The sequence below is a fragment of the Pseudomonas sp. JS3066 genome (assembly GCF_036328175.1).
Taxonomy (GTDB): Bacteria; Pseudomonadota; Gammaproteobacteria; order Pseudomonadales; family Pseudomonadaceae; genus Metapseudomonas.
The window spans coordinates 2,607,077-2,629,696 of sequence record NZ_CP143312.1 but is presented as its reverse complement, the minus strand read 5'-3'; the positions used below and the strand labels follow the sequence as shown (position 1 = coordinate 2,629,696).

Annotated in this window: 24 protein-coding genes; 19 read left to right on the top strand and 5 right to left on the bottom strand. The window is 63.1% G+C overall.

Annotated features, from left to right (window positions below; genetic code table 11):
• Nucleotides 1–172: 172 nt before the first annotated feature.
• Together SA496_RS12225 and SA496_RS12220 are read right to left on the bottom strand one after the other, a co-directional pair.
• Nucleotides 173–808, bottom strand: coding sequence for an SCO family protein (locus SA496_RS12225; RefSeq protein WP_120650985.1), 636 nt, complete (start codon nucleotides 806–808; stop codon nucleotides 173–175).
• Nucleotides 805–2,655, bottom strand: coding sequence for a multicopper oxidase family protein (locus SA496_RS12220; RefSeq protein WP_280358768.1), 1,851 nt, complete (start codon nucleotides 2,653–2,655; stop codon nucleotides 805–807). Before SA496_RS12220 ends, SA496_RS12225 begins: the two co-directional genes overlap by 4 nt.
• A gap of 363 nt (nucleotides 2,656–3,018) precedes the next feature.
• Between SA496_RS12220 and SA496_RS12215 the strand changes: the two genes are divergently transcribed.
• Both SA496_RS12215 and SA496_RS12210 read left to right on the top strand, forming a co-directional pair.
• Complete coding sequence (locus tag SA496_RS12215; protein WP_120650987.1) at nucleotides 3,019–3,468, top strand: hypothetical protein; 450 nt, start codon at nucleotides 3,019–3,021, stop codon at nucleotides 3,466–3,468.
• Nucleotides 3,469–3,669: 201 nt separating this feature from the next.
• On the top strand, nucleotides 3,670–5,049 hold the full coding sequence (locus SA496_RS12210; protein ID WP_120650988.1) for an aldehyde dehydrogenase family protein: 1,380 nt from the start codon (nucleotides 3,670–3,672) through the stop codon (nucleotides 5,047–5,049).
• Between the two features lie 189 nt (nucleotides 5,050–5,238).
• Here the strand turns inward: SA496_RS12210 and pdxR are convergent, their stop codons facing one another.
• A complete protein-coding gene (pdxR, locus tag SA496_RS12205; RefSeq protein WP_120650989.1) occupies nucleotides 5,239–6,672 on the bottom strand; it encodes a MocR-like pyridoxine biosynthesis transcription factor PdxR in 1,434 nt (477 codons plus the stop codon).
• 115 nt (nucleotides 6,673–6,787) lie between these two features.
• Nucleotides 6,788–7,216, bottom strand: a complete 429-nt coding sequence (locus SA496_RS12200; protein ID WP_120650990.1) for a carboxymuconolactone decarboxylase family protein — start codon at nucleotides 7,214–7,216, stop codon at nucleotides 6,788–6,790.
• Nucleotides 7,217–7,476: 260 nt separating this feature from the next.
• On the opposite strand from SA496_RS12200, the gene SA496_RS12195 reads away from it, so the two are divergent.
• Complete coding sequence (locus tag SA496_RS12195) at nucleotides 7,477–7,737, top strand: hypothetical protein (protein WP_120650991.1); 261 nt, start codon at nucleotides 7,477–7,479, stop codon at nucleotides 7,735–7,737.
• Between the two features lie 50 nt (nucleotides 7,738–7,787).
• Here SA496_RS12195 and SA496_RS12190 read toward each other — a convergent pair whose 3' ends face one another.
• On the bottom strand, nucleotides 7,788–8,351 hold the full coding sequence (locus tag SA496_RS12190) for a MarR family winged helix-turn-helix transcriptional regulator (RefSeq protein ID WP_120650992.1): 564 nt from the start codon (nucleotides 8,349–8,351) through the stop codon (nucleotides 7,788–7,790).
• Nucleotides 8,352–8,463: 112 nt separating this feature from the next.
• Here SA496_RS12190 and SA496_RS12185 point away from each other — a divergent pair, with 112 nt between their 5' ends.
• The 16 genes from SA496_RS12185 (at nucleotide 8,464) to SA496_RS12110 (ending at nucleotide 22,557) form a co-directional block, all read left to right on the top strand.
• Nucleotides 8,464–8,694, top strand: a complete 231-nt coding sequence (locus tag SA496_RS12185; protein ID WP_120650993.1) for a glutaredoxin domain-containing protein — start codon at nucleotides 8,464–8,466, stop codon at nucleotides 8,692–8,694.
• Between the two features lie 13 nt (nucleotides 8,695–8,707).
• Entirely contained in the window at nucleotides 8,708–8,962 is a 255-nt protein-coding gene (locus tag SA496_RS12180) for a DUF2024 family protein (protein WP_120650994.1), read from the top strand.
• Nucleotides 8,963–8,972: 10 nt separating this feature from the next.
• A complete protein-coding gene (locus SA496_RS12175; RefSeq protein WP_120650995.1) occupies nucleotides 8,973–9,245 on the top strand; it encodes a Rho-binding antiterminator in 273 nt (90 codons plus the stop codon).
• A 130-nt stretch (nucleotides 9,246–9,375) separates the two neighbouring features.
• Nucleotides 9,376–10,305: a pca operon transcription factor PcaQ gene (gene pcaQ, locus SA496_RS12170; RefSeq protein ID WP_120650996.1), complete on the top strand. Its 930-nt coding sequence runs from the start codon at nucleotides 9,376–9,378 to the stop codon at nucleotides 10,303–10,305.
• 129 nt (nucleotides 10,306–10,434) lie between these two features.
• Nucleotides 10,435–11,154, top strand: coding sequence for a protocatechuate 3,4-dioxygenase subunit beta (gene pcaH / locus SA496_RS12165; RefSeq protein ID WP_153920116.1), 720 nt, complete (start codon nucleotides 10,435–10,437; stop codon nucleotides 11,152–11,154).
• Nucleotides 11,155–11,166: 12 nt separating this feature from the next.
• Entirely contained in the window at nucleotides 11,167–11,772 is a 606-nt protein-coding gene (pcaG, locus tag SA496_RS12160; RefSeq protein ID WP_120650998.1) for a protocatechuate 3,4-dioxygenase subunit alpha, read from the top strand.
• Nucleotides 11,762–12,862: a cell division protein ZapE gene (gene zapE, locus SA496_RS12155; protein ID WP_330115487.1), complete on the top strand. Its 1,101-nt coding sequence runs from the start codon at nucleotides 11,762–11,764 to the stop codon at nucleotides 12,860–12,862. Before pcaG ends, zapE begins: the two co-directional genes overlap by 11 nt.
• Before the next feature lie 14 nt (nucleotides 12,863–12,876).
• Complete coding sequence (locus SA496_RS12150) at nucleotides 12,877–13,806, top strand: AEC family transporter (RefSeq protein WP_330115486.1); 930 nt, start codon at nucleotides 12,877–12,879, stop codon at nucleotides 13,804–13,806.
• A gap of 115 nt (nucleotides 13,807–13,921) precedes the next feature.
• Nucleotides 13,922–14,554: a malonic semialdehyde reductase gene (locus SA496_RS12145; RefSeq protein ID WP_330115485.1), complete on the top strand. Its 633-nt coding sequence runs from the start codon at nucleotides 13,922–13,924 to the stop codon at nucleotides 14,552–14,554.
• Between the two features lie 304 nt (nucleotides 14,555–14,858).
• A complete protein-coding gene (locus SA496_RS12140) occupies nucleotides 14,859–15,701 on the top strand; it encodes an IclR family transcriptional regulator domain-containing protein (protein WP_120651002.1) in 843 nt (280 codons plus the stop codon).
• A gap of 375 nt (nucleotides 15,702–16,076) precedes the next feature.
• The gene (locus SA496_RS12135) at nucleotides 16,077–17,426 is read left to right on the top strand and encodes an MFS transporter (RefSeq protein WP_120651003.1); all 1,350 of its coding nucleotides are present in this window, start codon (nucleotides 16,077–16,079) and stop codon (nucleotides 17,424–17,426) included.
• A gap of 140 nt (nucleotides 17,427–17,566) precedes the next feature.
• Complete coding sequence (locus tag SA496_RS12130; protein ID WP_120651004.1) at nucleotides 17,567–18,529, top strand: AraC family transcriptional regulator; 963 nt, start codon at nucleotides 17,567–17,569, stop codon at nucleotides 18,527–18,529.
• Nucleotides 18,530–18,755: 226 nt separating this feature from the next.
• A complete protein-coding gene (gene benA / locus SA496_RS12125) occupies nucleotides 18,756–20,114 on the top strand; it encodes a benzoate 1,2-dioxygenase large subunit (RefSeq protein ID WP_120651005.1) in 1,359 nt (452 codons plus the stop codon).
• Entirely contained in the window at nucleotides 20,111–20,599 is a 489-nt protein-coding gene (benB, locus tag SA496_RS12120) for a benzoate 1,2-dioxygenase small subunit (protein ID WP_120651006.1), read from the top strand. Before benA ends, benB begins: the two co-directional genes overlap by 4 nt.
• Before the next feature lie 10 nt (nucleotides 20,600–20,609).
• On the top strand, nucleotides 20,610–21,623 hold the full coding sequence (benC, locus tag SA496_RS12115; protein WP_153920106.1) for a benzoate 1,2-dioxygenase electron transfer component BenC: 1,014 nt from the start codon (nucleotides 20,610–20,612) through the stop codon (nucleotides 21,621–21,623).
• Between the two features lie 157 nt (nucleotides 21,624–21,780).
• Nucleotides 21,781–22,557 carry a 1,6-dihydroxycyclohexa-2,4-diene-1-carboxylate dehydrogenase gene (locus tag SA496_RS12110; RefSeq protein ID WP_153920104.1) on the top strand — a complete coding sequence of 259 codons (777 nt, stop codon included), beginning with the start codon at nucleotides 21,781–21,783 and terminating at the stop codon, nucleotides 22,555–22,557.
• Nucleotides 22,558–22,620 lie beyond the last annotated feature (63 nt).

Here is a 22,620-nt window from a genome sequence, read left to right as displayed (position 1 = left end):
GTTTCTGATGGGTCGATCGGGGCGTAGTGCCCAAGGGGGGCGGGGCATTCCCGGTTGCCCGGGCGCTGGAAGCACCGCCTTCGAAACAGGAGACAGGGAGCGAGAATCGGCGTTACATCCCAGGATAGGTTTTTTCGTCAGTCGTTTCCCAGGCGGCGTAACGCACCCGTCGTCAGGCGGGTGCGGTTGCGCGCTGATAGGCCGTCGCCACCATCGCTGTATCGACATGGTTGATGGTAGCGATGATGCGCTCGGCGTCACATAGGGCCGGTGCCATGGTCCAGCGGTTGGTGCGGTCGTTGCCGATACGGAGCATGCCGATATGGCTGGTGAGATCGTCGTCCACCTCAGGCACGGGATCGTAGAAACCCAGGCCGTAGCGTAGGCGACGGATATCCGCTTCCTTGCCGGTGAGGAACAGCCAGCCGGGGCGTGCACCCTGGCGTTCGGCGTAGTCCTTGAGGACCTCGGTGGTGTCCAGCGCAGGCTGCAGGCTGATGGAGTAGAGGAATACGTCGCGGCCCAGGCGTTCGCCGAGCAGGGACTGGAGCCTGCGCAGGTTGGCGATCATCGCCGGGCAGCTGCCTTCGCATTGGACGTACATCATGTTGATCGCCACCACTTTGCCGCGCACCAGGTCGCTGTAGAAACGAAACTGGCGGCCGTCATGGGCTTGCACGGGAACATCAGGGAAGCGGCTTTCGGCCTGGCGCGTCGTTGATGGTGACTTCGGCGCAAGGCCGTAACCCAGGGTGCCGCCAACGGCGGCCAGACCCAGCCCGCCGATTACCATGCGTCGAGTGTTCATGCGCGGCCTCCCGGAAGCGGCGCTTGATTGCGCGCCATGCCGCTGTTGGGCGACGGCCCGCTGGTGTCCAGTTCGATATCCCAGCGAGCCATCATGGCGTGGTCTTCGTGGATCAGGTTGTGGCAATGAATGGGGTACTTGCCGAGGAAGTCACGAAAGCGCAGGAATACCCGTACCGTCATATCCTCACCAATCACGAAGACATCCTTGCGTCCCTGTTCGTGGAGCGGTACCGGCACGGCACGGCCGAGCACCGTCTTGCTGATGATGCGACCTTCCTCGAAGTGAATGTGGATGGGGTGGTCCCAACCATCCTCGGGGTTGACCAGCTCCCACACTTCGGCGCTGCCCTGGCGTATACGTGCGTTGACCTGGTTGGGGTCGAAGAAGCGCTCGTTGATGGACCACAAGCCCTTGTCGCGGTCGAACACCCAGCGTCGAATCGGTGCCGCGGCGATCTCTTCGGCAGTGAGTGGGCGCAGCTCGCGGAGCCGATCGGGCACCTGGCTGATATCGGCTTCGGGGGGCATGCGGTCGACGATGAGCTTGAGCACCCGCACACCGGGTTCGCGAACGTCCTTGGGCTGTCGGGTGTCTTCAGGCTTGTGCGTGAGGCGGTTGACCAGGTAGAGCTCGGTTCCCAGCGGGTAGACGGAGAAGTCCACCACGATGTCGCCGCGCTCCGCCACACCCAGGCGGACCCGCGTCTGGTTGCGCAGCGGTGCCGGAAGCAGGTTGCCGTCGTTGGCGATGTAGGTGAAGCGCTGGTCGCGGCCACGGCGATCCACCAGATAGAACTCGTAGAAGCGGCTCGGGCCACTGTTGAGCAGACGCAGGCGGTATTTGCGCGCGGCGACCCGGAGGACGGGTTCGATGATGCCGTTGACGGTGATCTTGTCGCCCAGCACGCCTTCCGGGCTGACCTGGTCCCAGAACAGGGTGCCGTCGGGCGCGAAGCGCTTGTCGCCAAAGTCCAGTGGATAGTCATACGGATGACTGGGAAGGCGCAGCGCCGATGGGTTGGGATCGTGCTCGTCGCCGGAATCGACGTCATCGAACAACAGGTAGAAACCGAGCAGGCCCTTGTAGACGTTTGGCGCTGTGAAATCCATGGTGTGGTCGTGATAGAAGAGCGTGCCCAGGGCCTCGCGCGGGTCGCCGATACCATTCTGGAACTCATCGAAGCCGGCGTAGATGTTGCCGTACAGGTGGTCGAGGAACTCCCCCGGAGCGGACAGCGTCGGACCTGCCTTTGTCGCGCTGTAGAAGTCACCGGGGAAACCGTCGCTTTCCGATCCGGTGTGGGCGTTGTGCAGGTGGGTGGCAATTTCCGGTGAACCGAATCCCTGGTGGTCGGGCGGCAAGCCATTGCGGATACGCACGACTATGGGCTCGCCGTAGCGCGCGAAGATCACCGGCCCTGGTGTCATCGGTTCCGCTTCGTTGCCCTGGAAGCCCCATATCGGCTGACGTGGGTAGGCGTCATTGAACAGCCATTCCGGGTTCTCCCGTGCCGACAGTTCGTAGGTGACCCTGAAGGCCAGTTCGGCCCAGCGCTGATGCGCCGCCCGGCCGGCCTCTCCAGCTGCGGCGTTGGCCCGCTCGGTGGGTGCGGGAGTCAGGAGCACGGGGGCCAGCGGGGTGATCCGTTCCGCCAGTTCGAGGGTCCAGGGAATGGTGGGCGGACTGGGCGGGATGACTGGAAGGACCTCTTCCTCTTCGTCGTCCTTGCCGAGGCTTCCCAGCGGGTGCCCGATGAGGGGGGCGGCCACTGCCGCTGAGGCTAACTTGAGGAAGGTTCTGCGGGAATCGGCGGACGTGAGTTGGATGGGGTAGGGCCTGTTCATGAGACGCCTCCTCCCCCAGGGGATTCTTGTTGCTCAGGGGCTGGAAATACCGATGTGCTTCGTGCCGTAAGGGAGTGTTGGGGGTTCCGTCATGCTTCTGGAATTCCAATGACGATATCACTATGAAATTGCTGTCAGTCAAAATAATGACAACTGGCTGGGCAGCCTTCGTGAACTGCGTTTCACTGCGCTTCGTCGCGTCTCTGGCCCTCCTGTCAAAGCCAGTATGGCGGCGTCTTGACTCCTGCCCCCCGGTTACGAAACTCAGGCGGCAGGGGCCGAAAAATATCGATACGCCAACAACCGCCCCTGAACCAGCAATCCTGGCAACGATGACAATTGCTTCGGCTAGGGGAGGCAGTCATGTGTCATTCAGTGGAAGTCAGTGGGCTCTTCACCGTCGAAGGATGTCGGCAACTCATCAATTACCCGGATGCCGATGCCGCATTGCCCATCCATGACCCACAACGTGGCGTGGTGTGGATTCCGTGGGGGCGTCGAAGCCAGGAATACGGAGAACTCCCGGCCACTGGCTGGCTACAGGGGGAGGGCTCGCTGCCGGAAGGCTGGGACCGCTTCAGCCCTGCCACGGTATTGGCGCGGGTGGCGCGCTTCATGGAGATGACCCACGACGGCGAACCCCGATGGTTCGATGTGGAAGACGGCAAATCGCTGCAGTGCTTGCTGCTGCGCCATGGTCACGAGCAGCGGGTGTACGTGGTCACCACTCAATCGCCGGATGAACTACACCGCAGTTGGCCGCTGACGCGTGGCTACAGGGGAAAAGCGCGAGTGGCGCTGCAATCGGCGTGACACCTTGGCCTCTGCTTGAGCTATCGCGAATCACCCGATCGTCATTGGCGCGATTTCAATGACGAAGTGGTCCACCACCCATTCTCTTTTTGTGAATACTTTCTTCTTGATTATTCGTTTTACGTGAATCGGTCGCTGCCTTAACGTCGCCGCATGATTGATCGCGAGCCCTGACCGGCTCTCACGTAGAACGAGGACAACATGACTCAGCCCGTCGCCATCTCCCGCAACCCTGCCACCGGCGAAGAAATTGCCCGTTATCCCTACCAGGATGCCGCCGCCCTGGAAGCCAGCCTGGCGTCTGCCCAGCGCGGGTTCGAGGTCTGGAGCCAGTCCAGCGTGGCAGAGCGCAGCGCGGCGCTGCTGCGCATGGCCAAGGCGCTGCGTGCCAACGCCGAAACCATGGCGCGGATGACCACCACTGAAATGGGCATGCCGATCAGCCAGTCCCGTGGCGAGATCGAGAAGTGCGCCAAGCTTTGCGAGTGGTACGCCGAGCATGGTCCCGCAATGGTGGCCGACGAGCCGACCCTGGTGGAGGACGACAAGGCTGTGGTCGCTTATCTGCCGTTGGGGCCGGTGCTGGCCGTGATGCCCTGGAACTTCCCCGTGTGGCAAGTGATGCGCGGCGCAGTGCCGATCATTTTCGGCGGCAACACGTATGTGCTCAAGCACGCACCCAACGTAATGGGCTGCGCTCGCCTGCTGGGCAACGCCTGGGCCGAGGCTGGCCTGCCGGAAGGTGTGTTCGAGGTGATCAATGTCGAGCCGCCGCTGGTCTCCGTGGCCATCGCCGACCCGCGCATTGCCATGGTGGCGGTGACAGGTAGCGTGGGCGCCGGTGCCGCCATCGCCTCCCAGGCCGGTGCGGCGCTGAAGAAGTGCGTGCTGGAGTTGGGCGGTTCCGATCCCTTCATCGTCCTGGCCGACGCCGACCTGGACCAGGCCGTGAAAGCCGCGGTCTCCAGCCGTTTCAACAATGCCGGGCAGGTGTGCATCGCGGCCAAGCGCATCATCCTCGAAGCGCCTATCGCCGAAGCCTTCACCGAGCGTTTCGTGGCGGCGGTCAAGGCGCTGCAGATCGGTGATCCGCAAGCCGATTCCACCTTCGTCGGCCCCATGGCCCGCTTCGACCTACGCGATGAACTCGATGGCCAGGTGCAGGCGACCCTGGCCGAGGGCGCGACCCTGCTGCTCGGTGGCCACAAGTTGGAAGGCGAAGGCAACTTCTACGCACCGACCATCCTGGCTGACGTGACCCCGGACATGACTGCATTCCGCAAGGAAATCTTCGGCCCTGTGGCGTCCCTGATCGTCGCCCGCGATGCCGAGCATGCGGTCGAGCTGGCCAACGACAGCGAGTTCGGCCTGGGTGGTGCGCTCTGGACTACCGATGCCGCAAAGGCGCAGAAGCTGGCCCGTCGTATCGTCAGCGGCGCCGTATTCATCAACGGCTTCACCGCCTCCGACCCGCGCGTGCCGATCGGTGGCGTGAAGAAAAGCGGTTACGGTCGCGAACTGTCCCACTTCGGCCTGCGCGAGTTCCTCAATGTGCAGACCATCTGGCGCGATCGTCGCTGACAGTTGGCGTTCAATGAGAAAGGGGCTGCCAAGTGCAGCCCCTTTCTCAATTTGTACGTGGGAAACTACATCCTTGGGTCGTGGTTTTCTGTAGGAGCGAGCTTGCTCGCGAAGGATCGTGCTCAAGCTGTTCGCAAGCAAGCTCGCTCCTGCCAGTCCTTAGTCCACAAAGGAGGTTATCCAACCTCCCTATGCAATCTGCTCCAGGATGTCCCGCACCCGATCCAGTGCCGGGTCGATGTCCAGGGTCTCGATGCCTCCGTAGCCGAGCATCAGGCCACTGCGCGGCGGCAGTTGGTAGGAGAAGGCGGCCAGTTGATAGAGGCCGACGTCCACCTTGCGGGCCAGTTCCACCAGCAGCGGCATGTCCACCGGCACCTTCGCCAGCACTGCGAGGTGGAACCCTGCCACCGAAGGCACCAGCTCGAACCAGCGCGCCAGGTCGCCCTTGAAACGCTCGTGGATGCGCTCGCGCCGGCTGGTGTAGAGGATGTGGCTGCGGCGGATATGCTTGAGCAGGCAGCCTTCATCGATGAACTTGGCCAGGGTCCACTGGGTCAAGGTGGAGCAGTGGCAGTCAGCGAGCTGCTTGGCGGCGGTAACGGCAGCGATCAGTGCCGGCGGCAGGATGCAGTAGCCCAGGCGAAGCTCGGGCTGCAAGGATTTGGAGAAGGTGCCGACGTAGGCCACCACGCCTTGGCTGTCCAGGCTCTGCAGGGTTTCTGTGGGGCGGCCTTCGTAGCGGAACTCGCAGTCGTAGTCATCCTCGATGATCACCGCGCCGATACGCAGGGCTTTCTCCAGCAGCGCTTCGCGCCGGGCCTGGCTCATGGGCATGCCGAGGGGGAACTGGTGCGACGGGGTCACGTAGATCAACCGCACATGCTCGGGGATGGCGTCGACGCAGATGCCTTCCGCATCCACCGGAATGCCAATTACCTCGGCGCCCTGGGCAGCGAACAACTGGCGTGCCGGCGGGTAGCCGGGGTCCTCCACGGCCACGCTGCACCCCGGCTCGATCAGCACACGGGCGAGCAGGTCCAACGCTTGCTGCGCGCCATTGCACACCACGACATCTTCGGCGTTGCAGCGCACGCCGCGGGAAAAGGCCACATGGCGCGCAATGGCATCGCGCAGGGCGGGCAAGCCGGCTGTTTCGCTGTAGAGGCCCCGAGATTTCGCCGTCTGGCGCAGGGCATGCTGGGTGCAGCGGCGCCAATCGTCCTGGGGGAACTGGTTGCGGGTGGTCGCGCCACCGATGAAGTCGTAGCGCAACATCGCGTCGGGGGATGGATGGCGCAGGCTGGTAGAGATATTGCGCCACCGGGAAATGATCGCCGCGCTGGCCAGCGATTCGTGCCCCTGCTTGCGTCCCTGTCCGGCGGACTGGGCATTGACGAAGGTGCCCGAGCCAACCTTGCCGGTGAGCAGGTTGTCGTAGGTAAGCAGGGCATAAGTATCGGACACCGTCTTGCGCGAGATGCCGAGCTGCTCGGCCAGCAAGCGGCTGGGTGGCAGCCGGGTTCCCGCCTTCAGGCGGCCGGACTCGATGGCTTCGCGTAACTGGCGATACAGCTGACCGGACAGGTCCTTGCTGCCCTGGATGACGATGTGGAGTTCCATGCATGGCTCCGGCGAGGGACTGTCAGAAAAAATACCGCATTGCCGGTCGTTGTGGATGGCTCGGAAATGCAATGGGCCGCACGCGGCGGCCCATTGGAAAGGTGCGGATATTGCCTCAGGGGACCAGCTCGAAGCCCACGCCGAAGCGGTTCCAGGCGTTGATGGTGGCGATGGCCAGCGTCAGGTTGACGATCTCGACTTCGCTGAAGTGTTCGCGCAGGGCATCGAACTGATGTTGCGGCGCGTGGCGTTCGGGCAGCAATGTCAGACTCTCGACCCAGTCCAGGGCAGCACGCTCTCGCTCGCTGAAAAAGCGGGTTTCCTTCCAGACGCTCAGGGTCTGCAGGCGAGCTTCGGTTTCACCCGCCTTGCGTGCGTCATTGGCATGCTGGTTGACGCAGTAGGCGCAACCGTTGATCTGCGACGCGCGCAGGCGGATCAGCTCAAGCAGGGAATTCTCCAGGCCGGATTTGGCGAGGGCCTGCTCCAGGCCCAGCATGGCCTTGAAGACTTCGGGCGCTTGCTGCTTCCACTCGATTCGCATCTTGCTCTCTCCAGTCGGGACCCGCAGGTTGCGGGGATGGACGTAAGTTATCGTGCGGTCCGGTGCCGTCGAATAGCCAATTTGCGGGAAACCCGGCAGGCCAATGGGATGACCCCCGGTCAGGTGAAACGTCCCGGATTGCTCCCTGTGCTATATCCGGAAGTGAGCAAGGCATGCGCCGACCTTCAGTTGAACTTCATTCACGCCCGCCGGGCTGGCCGACTCCATGGCTCCGGGCATTCAACAAAGAGGTAGACCCCATGAGCACCCTGCAATGCGTTCACCGCAACCACACCGTAGTCGCTGACGTCTTCGAGCATCCGGGCATTCCGACGCCCTGGGCAGCCGGCTGCCACATCATCGCGCCTGACGGCCAGACCACGCGCCGCATTGCGCTTCCGGTCCGCTATTCCTTCCTGGCGGAACTCGGCAAGGCCCAGCAGGCATCATTGGCCCACGGCAGGTGGCTGGTGGATCAGTACCTGGATCAGGGCCGCGAACTTTTCGACACCGCCGCCTGAATTCATGTGGGGCAGGGAGGCCCCAGCCTGCCCATCAGGTACTGGCGCGATCAGGCCGCGCTGTCGAGAGGTTCGTGCTCGCGGCAGATCAGCTCGATGGCGGGGCGGCTCAGGGGTTCCCGGGTCAGTCCGCAGAAGGGCTCGCCGTCCCGCTGCTGGTGGAAGCGGCAGGTCTTGCACAGGCCGAAACCGGGCACGTCGACCTGGCGCTGCACAGTACGCAGCAACTCTCCCAGTAGCCGCTCCAGTTGTGCCGCGTCCGCCCCCATTTCCGCCGCGGCGTCAGCCAGGAATGCCGGCGGCGTCACCGCAGCCAGCAACTCCCGCGCCGCAGGCGTCAACACCAGGTGCACGCTGCGCTTGTCGTTGAGGTCCTGACGCTTCTCGATCAGCCCCTTCGCTTCCAGTGCTTTCAGCGATTGCGACACGGTGCCCTTGGTCAGCCCGAGGTAGTCGGTCACCGCCAGCGGCGTATCCGAGTAGTGGTTGCAGCGCGCCAGGTACTCGAGCGCGCTGAGCTGCACCGGCTGCAGGTCGGCGAGCAGCGGGTGCTCGCGGTGCCAGATGCGCATCAGGCTGGTCAGTCTTTCGAACAGGTCGAATAGGGTGCTCATGTTCACCTCCGTCGATAGATAGTATCGAGTAAAAACTATATTGACAAAGGGGTGCCTCCGGGTAATCTGAATAACGTATCGATTCGATACCAAATCAACCAGGAGACTGAAGATGACTACCGCTCGTTACTACCACGCCGGCTGCCCGGTATGCGTTTCCGCTGAACAGACCCTGCTCAACCTGCTCGCCCCTGAGGTTAAGGTGGAAGTGGTGCACCTGGGCGAGGCCCCGGCCCGCGTCGCCGAAGCTGAAGCCGCCGGCGTGAAATCGGTTCCTGCCCTGGTGGTGGACGACCAGGTACTGCACATTAACTTTGGCGCCGCGATTGCGGACCTGAAGTAAGGAGGGCATCGAAATGCAGGTGAAAGTCTTCGATACCCATGTCCGTACCCGCGATGGCCGTTACCTGCACTTCGACGTGCTCACCGACGGCGGCGACAAGATCCAGGCTGGACGCTTCGCCGCCGAGTGGCTGGCCAGCCGGGGTGTGCAGGACGCCGACATCGCCGCCAGCGAATGCCTGTTCTGCCACAGCGAGATCGCCAGCCCGCAGGTGGCCGAAGCCATCGGCCAGTACGGCTACTCGATCATTCCACTGCAAGGTTGCTGAGGAGCTCGCGATGTATCAGCCCCTGGATTGCGACCTGCACGATTTCCTTGAAATCGCCTGTCTCTATCGCTACCTGGTGAAGGTGGAACTGGTGGACGGCGGCGGGTTCGAGGCCAGGGCGCTGACCACCCACACCAGCGCGGAGAAGGAAGAATTCTTCGTGCTGGAAGTGGAGGACGGACCCTGTTCAGTGCGCATGGACCGACTGCTGGCGATTACGCCGCTAGAGCCCGGAGCACGCTTCGGACGAATGGAACTGGCCGGGAAGGTGTGCGCGGCCTGACCGTCTGACTATTCCTGTGGGAGCGATTTCAATCGCGAATGAATTCGCTCCCACAAATGCCGCCAACGAATGGCTCCACAGCCCGTCCTTGCGCTAGCCTTCGCAGGCCAGCCGCAACAGGACCGCGACGTTGAACATCGATACCCGCATCAAATTCCGCCATCTGCTGTGCTTCCTAGAAGTGGCACGCCAGGGCAGCCTGGCTCGTGCTGCGGACCAGTTGGCGGTGAGTCAGCCGGCCATCTCCAAGACCCTGAAGGAGCTGGAAGAGGTCCTCGACGCCAGCCTGTTCGATCGCAGCAAGAGCGGCGTCAGCCTGACCGAGGCGGGCCTGGCCTTCATGCGCTATGCCGGCCCTTGCGTGCAGGCGCTGCGTGACGGGGTCAACAGCCTGCGCGAAGGCGAATATGCCGCCGGCACCGTGCGTCTTGGCGTGCTCTCCACGGTGGAAGGCCTGCTAGTGCCGGAAGTCGTGCGGCGTCTGCATCACAGTCATCCCTCGCTGGTGGTCAGTGTGCTGACCGGGCCGGGCGCTTACCTGCTGTCGCAGTTGCGGGTAGGCGAGCTGGATCTGGTGGTCGGACGCATGACCGACAACCCGGAAATTCATGGCCTGACCTTCGAACACCTGTACAGCGAATCCATGACCCTGGTTGTGCGCGCCGGCCACCCGTTGCTGGAAGAGGGCGCCGATCGCCGCTCGCTGGACGGATTCCCCCTGGTACTGCCTCTTGCCGGAACCACCATCCGCAAGCATGCCGACGGCTTCTTCGTGCAAAGCGGCATCAGCCCGCCGCGACAACGCCTGGAAACGCTTTCCCTGGCCCTGAGTCGACGCTATGTGTTGAACGGCGATGCGGTATGGATTGCTCCGCTGGATGCCGTGCGCCTGGACCTGGCGAGCGGTGAACTGGTGGAGCTGGACCTGGGGTTCAAGGAGCCCGGAGGCTCGGTCGGCATCTGCAGCAATGCGTCCTTGCCGCTTTCGCTGGCGGCACACTGGGCGGTGGAGACCCTGCGCGAGGTGGCGCTGGACTATCGCGAGGGGCGTCTTCCATAACCAAATGGTTATGGAAGGCCGGCAGGATTTCAATTTTCTGCCAGCCTCTGTTGGATGAGACTGCGCGTCACGGCCCACTGCCCTGTGTATCGATGGGCCGCCCGACAAATCCAATAAGAGGAAACCGTGATGTCCGATGCGGAAAATAGCCGCTTCGTCATTCGTGACCGAAACTGGCACCCGAAAGCCTTCACGCCCGACTACAAGACCTCCATCGCCCGGTCGCCGCGCCAGGCGCTGGTGAGCATTCCGCAGTCCGTTTCCGAGACCAGCGGCCCTGACTTCTCCCACTTGAAGATGGGTCAGCACGACAACGACCTGCTGCTCAACTTCAATAACGGCGGACTGCCAATCGGCGAGCGAATCATCGTTTCCGGACGGGTCGTGGACCAATACGGCAAGCCGGTTCCGCACACCCTGGTAGAAATGTGGCAGGCCAACGCCGGCGGCCGCTATCGCCACAAGAATGACCGCTACCTGGCGCCGCTCGATCCGAACTTCGGTGGTGTCGGCCGTGCGCTGACCGATCGCGACGGCTACTACCAGTTCCGCACCATCAAGCCGGGCCCGTATCCCTGGCGTAATGGCCCGAACGATTGGCGCCCCGCGCACATCCACTTCTCCATCAGCGGGCCGTCCATCTCTACCCGCCTGATTACCCAGCTGTATTTCGAGGGTGATCCGATGATCCCGATGTGCCCCATCGTCAAGAGCATCGCCAACCCCGACGCGGTAGAAACGCTGATCGCCAAGCTCGACATGAGCAACGCCATCCCGATGGATTGCCTGGCGTACCGCTTCGACATCGTCCTGCGCGGCCAGCGCAAGACCCACTTCGAAAACCGCTGAGGAGGCACGCGCATGCCTATCGAACTGCTGCCGGAAACCCCCTCGCAAACCGCCGGCCCCTACGTGCATATCGGCCTGGCCCTGGATGCGGCCGGCAACCCGACCCGCGACCAGGAAATCTGGAACCAGATGGCCAAGGCAGATGCTCCCGGCCAGCACATCCTGCTGCTCGGCAGTGTCTACGACGGCAACGGCCACCTGGTGCGCGACTCCTTCCTGGAGTTCTGGCAGGCCAACCATGAAGGGGTGTATGACACCGCCTTCGACCTGGAAAAGCCGTTTAACAGCTTCGGCCGCACCGCGACCACCTTTGACGCCGGCGAGTGGACCCTGCACACCATCAAGCCAGGCGTGGTGAAGAACGCCGCTGGCGTAGCCATGGCGCCGCACATCAACCTGTCGCTGTTCGCCCGTGGCATCAACATCCACTTGCAGACGCGCATCTACTTCGACGACGAAGCCAGCGCCAATGCCGTCGACCCGGTGCTGAACCTGATCGAGCAGCCACAACGCCGCGAAACCCTGGTGGCGCGTCGCTGCGAAGTGGACGGCAAACTGGCCTATCGCTTCGACATTCGTATCCAGGGAGAAGGGGAAACGGTCTTCTTTGACTTCTAGGGAGCGGGAACCCGCATTCGATGCGCCGGCCGAAGCCGTCGGCCAGCGCATCGGAAGGCATTTCGATGCACTGCTGGAAACCCGTGGTTATCGGGCCGACATGGCGCAACGCACAGCCATTGCCCATCTTGGGCAATGGCTGGAGTCGTTCATGGCCGGAAAAAGGGGCTGGCTGCGACGTCCCGTCGCCGGCCTGTACCTCTGGGGTGGAGTAGGGCGCGGCAAGAGCTTCGTGATGGACGCCTTCTTTGCCGCCGCGCCGCTTTCCGCCAAGCGTCGCGTGCACTTCCACGCCTTCCTCCAGGAGTTGCAGGAGCGCATGCGTGCCTTCGCCGGCCAGGCCGATCCGCTGGCGCTGGCGGCCAGGGCACTTGCCGTGGATACACGGCTGCTCTGCTTCGACGAATTCCACGTCCACGACATCGGCGATGCCGTGCTCCTTGGGCGCCTGCTCAAGGTGCTGGTAGAGGAGGGGGTGGGCATGGTCTGCACCTCCAACTACGACCCCGACGGGCTTTGCCCGAACCCGCTGTACCGTGAACGTTTCCAACCGGCCATTGCGTTGATCGAAAAACGCTTCGAGGTACTCAATCTGGACGGCGGCGAAGACTATCGGCTGCGGCGTGGGCAGCTCGAAGCCTGGGGCACATACTGCTGGCCGCTGTCAGCCACCGATGAGCCCTGGATCGAGCGCCAGCTGGGGTTGAGCTCCGCCGCCGAGCGGGATGCGGTCGTGGTGGTCAACCACCATCCGCTGAGGCTGCGCGCCATGGACGCCGAGCGTGCCTGGCTGGACTTCGACGAGCTGTGCCGGCGCCCCCATTCCAGCGCCGATTTCCTATGGCTGAGCAGGCGCTTCCAGCAGCTCGCCATCAGCGGCGTACCTCGCCTGGGTGAGGAAGCCATCGACGTGCAGCAACGCTTCGTCAATCTGATCGACATCGCCTACGACGCCGGTACCCGGCTCCTGCTGGCCAGCGAAGCCAGTCTGGACGACTTGTGTCGGGGCAAACCCCATATGGACTTTTCCCGTACCCGCAGCCGGTTGCAGCAACTGAAGCCGATCCAGCCCGCGGACGGGACCTGCTGACCGAAGAGCCCCGAATGTTCCAGATACTTGGTATTACCGCGCCCATCTTCATCCTCATCGGCATCGGCTACCTGTCAGCCCGCGGACGGCTGGTCAGCCCGGAGCAGGTGCTGGGCATGGGCAAGTTCGTCATTACCTTCGCCCTGCCGGCCCTGGTCATACGGGCGCTGCTGGAGAAACCCCTGGACGAGGTGTTCGACGCGACCTACCTGCTGGCCTACGGCATCGGGTCCCAGGTGGTGTTCTGGGGTGGCTTCCTGTTTTCCCGGCTAGTGCGCAAGGACAGCCTCAGCGGCAGCGCCCTGGCAGGCCTTGGCATGTCGGTGTCCAACAGTGGCTTCATCGGTTATCCCATCGTGGCCATGGTCCTCGGTTCGCCGGCAGCGGTAGCTCTAGCCCTGGGGATGCTGGTGGAGAACCTGCTGATGATCCCGTTGGCACTGGCCCTGGCTGAACTGGGGCGACAGAACGGCAGCGGCTTGCGCGCAGCGCTGCTGGATACCTTCCTGCGCCTGCTGCGCAATCCGGTGATCATCTCCATCAGCATCGGCCTGGGATTGGCCCTGCTCGGGGTACGCCTGCCAAGCGTGCCGGCGAAAGTGGTGGAGATGCTGGCGATGGCCTCGGCGCCGGTTGCGCTCTTCGTCATCGGCGCCAGCCTCAACGGCCTCCGGACCGGTGGCCTGATCAAGGATGTTGCCCAGCTCAGCATCGGCAAGCTGCTCCTTCACCCGCTGGTGGTCTTGCTCAGCTTTCAGTTGCTGCCACCGGTAGACCCTGTACTACGGATCGCGGGCGTACTTTTCGCGTGTTCGCCGATGATGAGCATTTACCCGATCCTCGGTCAGCGTTACGGGCTTGAAGGTCGCTGCGCCGCGGCATTGGTGGTCTGCACCATCCTCGCCTTTGTCAGCATCAGCAGCTTCATCGGTCTGTTGACTTGAGGTAACGGCTAAAGCCTGGGGGCTGCTTCGCCCCCACAAGTGGAGCTCGGCACTGACTATCCTCACTAGGTCATCCGCACGCGCGTGCGGCCAATCCTGACCAGAGGAGACAGCGATGAGCGAAAAATTGAGCGAGGAAGGCCTGGACCTGCTGTTCCGCAACGCACGAACCCATAGTGCCTGGCTGGAAAAGCCCGTGAGTGACGACACCCTGCGCCAGCTCTACGACCTGATGAAGTGGGGCCCGACCAGCGCCAATTGCTGTCCGGTGCGTATCCTCTTCCTGCGTACTCCCGAGGCCAAACATCGCCTGATGCCGGCCCTGGCACCAGGCAACGTGGACAAGACCATGGCGGCGCCGGTCACCGCCATCATTGCTTATGACCTGAAGTTCTACGAACAGCTGCCCAGGCTATTCCCGCACACCGATGCACGCGCCTGGTTCGCCAACACGCCAGAGCTCGCCGGCCTCACCGCGCGGCGCAACAGCTCTCTGCAAGGCGCCTATTTCATCATCGCGGCGCGGGCCCTGGGCCTGGACTGTGGCCCCATGTCGGGATTCGACAATGCGCTGGTAGACCACGAGTTCTTCCCCGCGGATGGTGCGGGGGATGCCTTCCAGCTGGAACACTTCGCGGACAGCCAGGTGAAGTCCAGTTTCCTGTGCAACCTGGGCTACGGCGATCCGTCGAAGCTGCATGCGCGCGGACCGCGCCTGGAATTCGACGAGGTGTGCAAGCTGTTGTAGGGATGGGACCACGGGAATTGTGGGGGTCGATTTCAATCGCCAGGCAGACCACAGGTCTGCCCTTGGCGAATGAAATCGACCCCACATGGCACGCCGGGGTGTTGACGTTTGCCGCGGTGGGGGAGTCCGGCTGCGCCTCATGAGCGAAGCCGATGCCGGGCGCCGAGGTACCTGATCAAACCGGGGCGCTGGTTGGCGGCGGCAAAAGTAAGAGCCGAAGGCATCAGGGTCAATTGCGATTATCGAACTTTGGTTCGATAATCGGCCGACTTGCCGCGACCGCGATCCACCAAGGACAACAAGAATGACCGAAGAACTGCGTGCCCCTCTGGCGCCCCTGGCCCCGCCGATCATCGCCTCGCCGGCCAAGCGCATCGAAGCCTTCACCGGCGATCCCAACTTCATGACCTCGCTGGCCCGGGGCCTGGCGGTGATCCATGCGTTCCAGGAACGTAAGCGTCACCTGACCATTGCCCAGATCAGTCACCGCACCGAGATTCCCCGCGCCGCCGTGCGCCGCTGCCTGCACACCCTGATGAAGCTGGGCTACGTCACGACCGACGGGCGCACCTACTCGCTACTGCCCAAGGTCCTGACCCTGGGCCATGCCTATCTGTCGTCGACCCCGCTGGCGGTAACCGCCCAGCCGATCCTCGACCGACTCAGCGATCAGCTCCACGAAGCCTGTTCCATGGCCACCCTGGAAGGCGACGAGATCCTCTATATCGCCCGCTCGGCCACGCCCAACCGGCTGATCTCGGTGGACCTGAGCGTTGGCAGCCGGCTGCCAGCCTATTGCACCTCCATGGGTCGTATTCTCCTGGCCGCGCTGGATGACGCCGCCCTGGACGACTACCTCGAGCACGCCGACCTGCAGATCAAGACCAGCCGCACCGTGCATACCGTCGACGGGCTACGCGCCAGCATCGCGGAAATTCGCCGCCAGGGCTGGGTGATCATCGATCAGGAACTGGAAATGGGCTTGCGGTCGGTGGCGGTGCCGGTGCGCGATTCCGCCGGCCAGGTGCTCGCCGCATTGAACGTCGGCACCCACGTCGGCCGCGTCAGCCGCCAGGAACTGGAAACCCGCTTCCTCCCGGCGCTGCTGGAAGCGAGCAAGGACCTGAGCACGCGGTTGTTCCATTGAGTGGTGCGGTGATTTCAACTGTAGGGGCGATTTCAATCGCCAAGGGCTGCGACGCAGCCCCATGTTTCGACGGCAGACCTTCGGCCTGTTTGGCGAATGAGTTCGCCCCTCACAAGGGATTCATCGCTCCAGCCAATCTTTGTTCGACTATCGAACGCTTTGCCGATTATCGAATTGAACCCTCAGTCGTCTATTCGTAAGGTCTGCACAGCCGCGCCACCAGCCAGCGCGGCCAATAACAACAATGAGAGTCTGTTTCGGTCGTAGCCTGTATTACCGGAAACGCCCTCATTCCTGTCCAGTCCGAGTCTTCCCCGTCAGAGGCCGCATAGAACGGCCCGCATGCGGAGGAAGGCCAATCGCAGGAATCCTTGCATGACCAGCCCAGCCCATCTGCCCGCCACGGGCACGCTCGACGTTCAATCCTTCATCAACGCCCAGCCGCTATCCGCCTATCAATGGCGTGTCGTGCTGCTGTGTTTTCTCATCGTTTTCCTCGACGGCCTGGATACCGCCGCCATGGGCTTCATCGCCCCGGCGCTGACCCAGGACTGGGGTATCGACCGCGCCAGCCTCGGCCCTGTGATGAGCGCAGCGCTCATCGGCATGGTCTTCGGGGCCCTCGGTTCCGGTCCCATGGCCGACCGCTTCGGCCGCAAGGTGGTATTGGTGACCGCGGTGTTCCTGTTCGGGCTGTTCAGCCTGATCTCCGCCTTCAGCGCCAACCTCGAGCAACTGCTGATTCTTCGCTTCCTTACCGGCCTCGGCCTTGGCGCCGCCATGCCCAACGCCACGACGCTGTTGTCCGAATACACCCCCGAGCGCCTGAAGTCGCTGCTGGTCACCAGCATGTTCTGCGGCTTCAACCTCGGCATGGCCTCCGGTGGCTTCGTATCCGCCTCGATGATCCCGGCCTTTGGCTGGCACAGCCTGCTGCTGCTCGGCGGCATCCTGCCGCTGGCGCTGGCCGTGGTGCTGCTGATCTGGCTTCCGGAATCGGCGCGCTTCCTGGTCGTGCGCAACAAGGGCACGGACAAGATACGCAAGACACTCGCCCCCATTGCGCCGGCTGAAGTGGCGACGGCCACCGGCTTCAGCGTGCCGGAACAGAAGACCGTGCAGAGCCGCAACGTCTTCAAGGTGATCTTCTCCGGCACCTACAGCGCGGGAACCCTGCTGCTCTGGCTGACCTATTTCATGGGCCTGGTGATCGTTTACCTGCTCACCAGCTGGCTGCCCACCCTGATGCGCGACAGCGGTGCCAGCATGGAGCAGGCCGCGTTCATCGGCGCGTTGTTCCAGTTCGGCGGCGTACTCAGCGCCGTCGGCGTAGGCTGGGCCATGGACCGTTTCAACCCACACAAGGTCATTGGCGTGTTCTACCTGATGGCCGGTGTCTTCGCTTATTTTGTCGGTCAGAGCCTGGGTGAAGTGACCCTGCTGGCCACTCTGGTGCTGCTGGCCGGCATGTGCGTCAACGGCGCGCAATCGGCCATGCCGTCCCTGGCGGCGCGCTTCTACCCGACCCAGGGTCGTGCCACAGGCGTGTCCTGGATGCTCGGCATCGGCCGCTTCGGTGCCATTCTCGGAGCCTGGATCGGCGCGACCCTGCTGGGCCTGGGCTGGAACTTCGAACAAGTGCTGACCGCGCTGGTGGTGCCTGCTGCCATCGCAACCACAGCCGTGGTGATAAAGGGGCTCGTGAGCCACGCCGACGCTACATGACGTCCGGCGATTGATTCGTAACCGTTTATCTCCATTGAGGGCGTGTAGGAAAAGGCTCACATAGAATCGCGTAATGATGATCGCGGGCGCTTGCCAACCGGCATGACGCCCGCGACTTACAACAACTAGAAAGAGTGCCTGTGATGGATAGTCGCCTGCTGAGTGAACGCAGTAAGGTGTTCGAGCGTGCGGACCCCTATGCCGTGTCCGGATATGTGAACCAGCATGTCGGCTCGCACTGCATTCGCCTGCCCGCCGCGGGCCATCCCGAGGCCAGCCTCAACCACCGCAAGTTCGCCAATCTCGATTTGTGCCGCATCAGCTACGGCGGTGCCGTGCGCGTCACCTCACCGGCGCTGGAAACCATCTACCACCTGCAGATACTGCTCAGCGGCCATTGCCTGTGGCGCGGTCACAAGCAGGAGCACTACCTGGCGCCGGGCGAGTTGCTATTGATCAATCCCGACGACCCGGTGGACCTGACCTACTCGGACGATTGCGAGAAGTTCATCCTGAAGATGCCCACCACACTGCTGGAAAGCATCTGCGATGAGCAGCGTTGGCACCGTCCCAGTCTTGGCGTGCGCTTCCTGCAGAACAACTACCGGCTCGAAGAGCTGGAAGGCTTCGTCAACCTGCTGGCGATGGTCTGCCAGGAGGCCGAAGCCAGCGACGCGCTGCCAAGGGTGCAGGAGCATTACGCGCAGATCGTCGCGAGCAAGATGCTCAGCCTGATGAAGACCAACGTCAGCCGCGAGAGCCTGGGCTGCCAGGAGGCTTCCTTCGATCGCATCCTGGCCTATATCGAGCACAACCTGAAACAGGACATCAGCAGCGAATTCCTCGCCCGCCAGGCCAGCATGAGCCTGCGCTCCCTCTACGCGCTGTTCGAGCGCCACCTGGGCACCACGCCCAAGCACTACATCCGCCAGAAGAAGCTGGAGCGCATTCGCGCCTGCCTGGCCGACCCCAGCTGCAACGTACGCAACGTCACCGAGCTGGCGCTGGACTACGGCTTCCTGCACCTGGGGCGCTTCTCCGAGAGCTACAAGAGCCTGTTCGGCGAACTGCCGTCGGATACGCTGAAGCGGCGCGGGCTCTGATCCCACCTGCTTTCCTCCTTGTGGGAGCGAATTCATTCGCGATCGGGCCCTCAGCGGCGACGACAACGGCAATGCTGCACGTTGCCTTCGCGAATGAATTCGCTCCTACAGGCGTTCACCACCGCTTTGCAAAAAACGGATAGCGATCTGCACAAAGCGGATATTGCCGTTTGCCCCGCATCCCTAACCTGACCTGGCCTGAACAATAACAACGGAGGCCCTGGCCATGTCCCTGGGATTCGATTTCCTGCACTCGCTGCTTGAGGATGACAAAGAGAAGGGCGTCTACCGCTGCAAGCGGGAGATGTTCACCGACCCGCGTCTGTTCGAACTGGAAATGAAACATATCTTCGAAGGTAACTGGATCTATCTCGCCCACGAGAGCCAGATTCCCGAGAAGAACGACTACCTCACCCTCAACATGGGGCGCCAGCCGATCTTCATCGCGCGCAACAAGGACGGGGTACTCAACGCTTTCCTCAACGCCTGCAGCCATCGCGGTGCACAGCTGTGCCGGCACAAGAGCGGCAACCGTTCCTCCTATACCTGCCCGTTTCATGGCTGGACGTTCAACAACTCCGGCAAGCTGCTGAAAGTGAAGGACCCGGCCGAAGCCGGCTATCCGTCCAGCTTCAACTGCGAGGGCTCCCACGACCTGACGAAAGTGGCTCGCTTCGAGTCTTATCGCGGCTTCCTCTTCGGCAGCCTGAATGCCGACGTGAAACCCCTGGTCGAGCATCTCGGCGAGTCCGCCAAGATCATCGATATGATCGTCGACCAGTCCCCCGAGGGCCTGGAAGTCCTGCGCGGATCAAGCAGCTACATCTACGAGGGCAACTGGAAGCTGACCGCCGAGAACGGCGCCGACGGCTACCACGTGAGCTCCGTGCACTGGAACTACGCCGCCACCCAGAACCAGCGCAAGCAGCGCGAAGCGGGCGAAGAAATCAAGACCATGAGTGCTGGCAGCTGGGCCAAGAACGGCGGCGGCTTCTACTCCTTCGACCACGGCCACCTGCTGCTCTGGACCCGCTGGGCCAACCCCGAAGATCGTCCGCTCTACGAGCGCCGCGATGAACTCGTCCAGGACTTCGGCAAGGCTCGTGCCGACTGGATGATCGAGAACTCCCGCAACCTCTGCCTGTACCCGAACGTGTACCTGATGGACCAGTTCAGCTCGCAGATCCGTATCGCCCGGCCGATTTCTGTCAACCAGACCGAGATCACCATCTACTGCATCGCGCCGAAAGGCGAGAGTCCGGACGCCCGCGCCAAGCGCATCCGCCAGTACGAAGACTTCTTCAACGTCAGCGGCATGGCCACCCCGGACGACCTCGAGGAATTCCGCTCCTGTCAGCTGGGCTATCAGGGCAGCCGTGGCTGGAACGACATGTCCCGTGGTGCCGAGCACTGGGTCGAAGGCGCCGATGCCGCCGCCCAGGAAATCGACCTGCACCCGTTGCTTTCCGGCGTACGCACCGAAGACGAAGGCCTGTTCGTGCTGCAGCACAAGTACTGGCAGGAGACCATGCTCAAGGCCGCCGCGGCCGAGCAGCAACTGATCCCCGTGGAGGCCGTGCAATGAGCATCTCTTACGACGCCGTGCGCGACTTCCTCTATCGCGAAGCGCGCTACCTGGACGACAAGGACTGGGACAACTGGCTGGAGCTGTACGCCAGCGACGCCAGTTTCTGGATGCCTTCCTGGGACGATCGCGACGAGCTGACCATCGATCCGCAGACTGAAATCTCGCTGATCTGGTACGGCAGCCGCGGCGGCCTGGAAGACCGCGTCTTCCGCATCAAGACCGACCGTTCCAGCGCGACCATGCCGGACACTCGCACCTCCCACAACATCAGCAACATCGAGATCCTCGAAGTGGCCGACGGGCAGTGCAAGGTGCGTTTCAACTGGCACACCCTGAGCTTCCGCTACAAGACCGTGGACAGCTACTTCGGCACCAGCTTCTACACCCTCGACGTGCGCGGCGAGAGCCCGCTGATCAAGGCGAAGAAGGTCGTTCTCAAGAATGACTACGTTCGCCAAGTGATCGACATCTACCACATCTGAGGGCACGGTCATGACTCACAAAATCGCACTGACTTTCGAAGACGGCGTCACCCGTTTCATCGACGCCACCCCGAGCGAAACCGTGGCCGATGCGGCCTATCGCCAGGGCATCAATATCCCGCTGGACTGCCGCGACGGCGCCTGCGGCACCTGCAAGTGCTTCGCTGAAGCCGGCCGCTACGACCTGGGCCAGGACTACATCGAGGACGCCCTTAGCGAGGACGAAGCCGCACAGGGCTACGTGCTCACCTGCCAGATGCGCGCCGAGAGCGACTGCGTGGTGCGCGTACCTGCGTCCTCCGACGTCTGCAAGACCCAGCAGGCCAGCTTCGAGGCCAGCATCAGTGCGGTCCGCCAGCTGTCCGACAGCACCATCGCGTTGTCCATCAAGGGCGAGTCCCTGAGCAAGCTGGCCTTCCTGCCGGGCCAGTACGTCAACCTGCAAGTGCCGGGCAGCGAACAGACCCGCGCCTACTCCTTCAGCTCCTTGCAGAAGGACGGTGAAGTCAGTTTCCTGATCCGCAATGTCCCCGGCGGCCTGATGAGCAGCTTCCTCACCGGCCTGGCCAAGGCTGGCGACAGCATGTCCCTGGCCGGCCCGCTTGGCAGCTTCTACCTGCGTGACATCCGTCGTCCTCTGCTGCTGCTTGCTGGCGGTACCGGCCTTGCGCCCTTCACCGCGATGCTGGAGAAAATTGCGGAAGAGGGCAGCGAGCACCCGCTGCACCTGATCTATGGCGTGACCCACGACCACGACCTGGTCGAGATGGACAAGCTGGAAGCCTTCGCCGCGCGCATCCCCAACTTCACCTTCAGCGCTTGCGTGGCCAGTCCGGACAGCAGCTATCCGCAGAAGGGCTACGTGACCCAGCACATCGCGCCCAAGCACCTCAACGACGGCGACGTGGATGTCTACCTGTGTGGCCCGCCGCCCATGGTCGAGGCGGTCAGCCAGTACATCCGCGAGCAGGGCATTTCGCCGGCGAACTTCTACTACGAGAAGTTCGCCGCCAGCGCGGCTTGAAGCGCCCCTCTCCCGCTTGCGGGAGAGGGGCCGGGGAGAGGGCCGTTCAGCTGACTCGGACGTCACCCTCTCCCCAACCCTCTCCCTGAAGGGAGAGGGGGCTGATCCGTATCCCGGATCCAATCCGCGATACCAGAACCCAATTGCAGGGGCTGCCATGTACAAGAGATTCCAAGACAAAGTCGCGGTCGTTACTGGCGCGGCGCAGGGCATCGGTCGTCGCGTTGTCGAGCGGCTGGTGGAAGAGGGCGCGCACGTCGTTGCCGTGGATCGCTCTGAACTGGTCTTCGAACTGCAGGGCGAACTGAGTGCCGCCGCCTCGATGCTGGCGCTCACCGCCGACCTGGAACAGTTCACCGAGTGCCACCGTGTAGCTGCCGCCGCGGTGGAGCGCTTCGGCCGCCTGGACATCCTGATCAACAACGTGGGCGGGACCATCTGGGCCAAGCCCTACGAGCATTACCAGCAGCACGAGATCGAGGCCGAAGTGCGTCGCTCGCTGTTCCCCACGCTCTGGTGCTGTCACGCCGCGCTGCCTTATATGCTGGAGCAGGGCGCGGGCGCCATCGTCAACGTGTCCTCCATCGCCACCCGTGGGGTGAATCGCGTCCCCTACGGCGCCGCCAAGGGCGGAGTGAACGCCCTGACTGCCTGCCTCGCCTTCGAGAACGCCGAGCGCGGTATCCGCGTCAACGCCACCGCGCCGGGTGGTACCGAAGCGCCGCCGCGTCGCATCCCGCGCAACACGGCCCAGCAGAGCGAACAGGAGAAGGTCTGGTACCAGCAGATCGTCGACCAGACGATCGACAGCAGTCTGATGAAGCGCTACGGCACCATCGACGAGCAGGCCGGCGCCATCCTCTTCCTGGCCTCCGACGACGCCTCCTACATCACCGGCGTGACCCTGCCGGTGGGCGGAGGTGACCTGGGATAACAGCCAGTGGGAGCGAATTCATTCGCGAATGAACTCGCTCCCACAAGAGGTCTCCTGCAGAGC

Excerpts from the sequence above, each read along its gene's own strand:
- SA496_RS12135 (WP_120651003.1), top strand. The coding sequence starts at position 16,077 with ATGACCAGCCCAGCCCATCTGCCCGCCACGGGCACGCTCGACGTTCAA.
- SA496_RS12140 (WP_120651002.1), top strand. The coding sequence starts at position 14,859 with ATGACCGAAGAACTGCGTGCCCCTCTGGCGCCCCTGGCCCCGCCGATC.
- pdxR (WP_120650989.1), bottom strand. The coding sequence starts at position 6,672 with ATGGAACTCCACATCGTCATCCAGGGCAGCAAGGACCTGTCCGGTCAG.
- SA496_RS12195 (WP_120650991.1), top strand. The coding sequence starts at position 7,477 with ATGAGCACCCTGCAATGCGTTCACCGCAACCACACCGTAGTCGCTGAC.
- benA (WP_120651005.1), top strand. The coding sequence starts at position 18,756 with ATGTCCCTGGGATTCGATTTCCTGCACTCGCTGCTTGAGGATGACAAA.
- SA496_RS12200 (WP_120650990.1), bottom strand. The coding sequence starts at position 7,216 with ATGCGAATCGAGTGGAAGCAGCAAGCGCCCGAAGTCTTCAAGGCCATG.
- SA496_RS12225 (WP_120650985.1), bottom strand. The coding sequence starts at position 808 with ATGAACACTCGACGCATGGTAATCGGCGGGCTGGGTCTGGCCGCCGTT.
- benC (WP_153920106.1), top strand. The coding sequence starts at position 20,610 with ATGACTCACAAAATCGCACTGACTTTCGAAGACGGCGTCACCCGTTTC.
- benB (WP_120651006.1), top strand. The coding sequence starts at position 20,111 with ATGAGCATCTCTTACGACGCCGTGCGCGACTTCCTCTATCGCGAAGCG.
- SA496_RS12190 (WP_120650992.1), bottom strand. The coding sequence starts at position 8,351 with ATGAGCACCCTATTCGACCTGTTCGAAAGACTGACCAGCCTGATGCGC.
- SA496_RS12110 (WP_153920104.1), top strand. The coding sequence starts at position 21,781 with ATGTACAAGAGATTCCAAGACAAAGTCGCGGTCGTTACTGGCGCGGCG.
- SA496_RS12215 (WP_120650987.1), top strand. The coding sequence starts at position 3,019 with ATGTGTCATTCAGTGGAAGTCAGTGGGCTCTTCACCGTCGAAGGATGT.
- SA496_RS12185 (WP_120650993.1), top strand. The coding sequence starts at position 8,464 with ATGACTACCGCTCGTTACTACCACGCCGGCTGCCCGGTATGCGTTTCC.
- SA496_RS12150 (WP_330115486.1), top strand. The coding sequence starts at position 12,877 with ATGTTCCAGATACTTGGTATTACCGCGCCCATCTTCATCCTCATCGGC.
- SA496_RS12210 (WP_120650988.1), top strand. The coding sequence starts at position 3,670 with ATGACTCAGCCCGTCGCCATCTCCCGCAACCCTGCCACCGGCGAAGAA.
- SA496_RS12220 (WP_280358768.1), bottom strand. The coding sequence starts at position 2,655 with ATGAACAGGCCCTACCCCATCCAACTCACGTCCGCCGATTCCCGCAGA.
- SA496_RS12175 (WP_120650995.1), top strand. The coding sequence starts at position 8,973 with ATGTATCAGCCCCTGGATTGCGACCTGCACGATTTCCTTGAAATCGCC.
- SA496_RS12180 (WP_120650994.1), top strand. The coding sequence starts at position 8,708 with ATGCAGGTGAAAGTCTTCGATACCCATGTCCGTACCCGCGATGGCCGT.
- pcaH (WP_153920116.1), top strand. The coding sequence starts at position 10,435 with ATGTCCGATGCGGAAAATAGCCGCTTCGTCATTCGTGACCGAAACTGG.
- SA496_RS12145 (WP_330115485.1), top strand. The coding sequence starts at position 13,922 with ATGAGCGAAAAATTGAGCGAGGAAGGCCTGGACCTGCTGTTCCGCAAC.
- pcaG (WP_120650998.1), top strand. The coding sequence starts at position 11,167 with ATGCCTATCGAACTGCTGCCGGAAACCCCCTCGCAAACCGCCGGCCCC.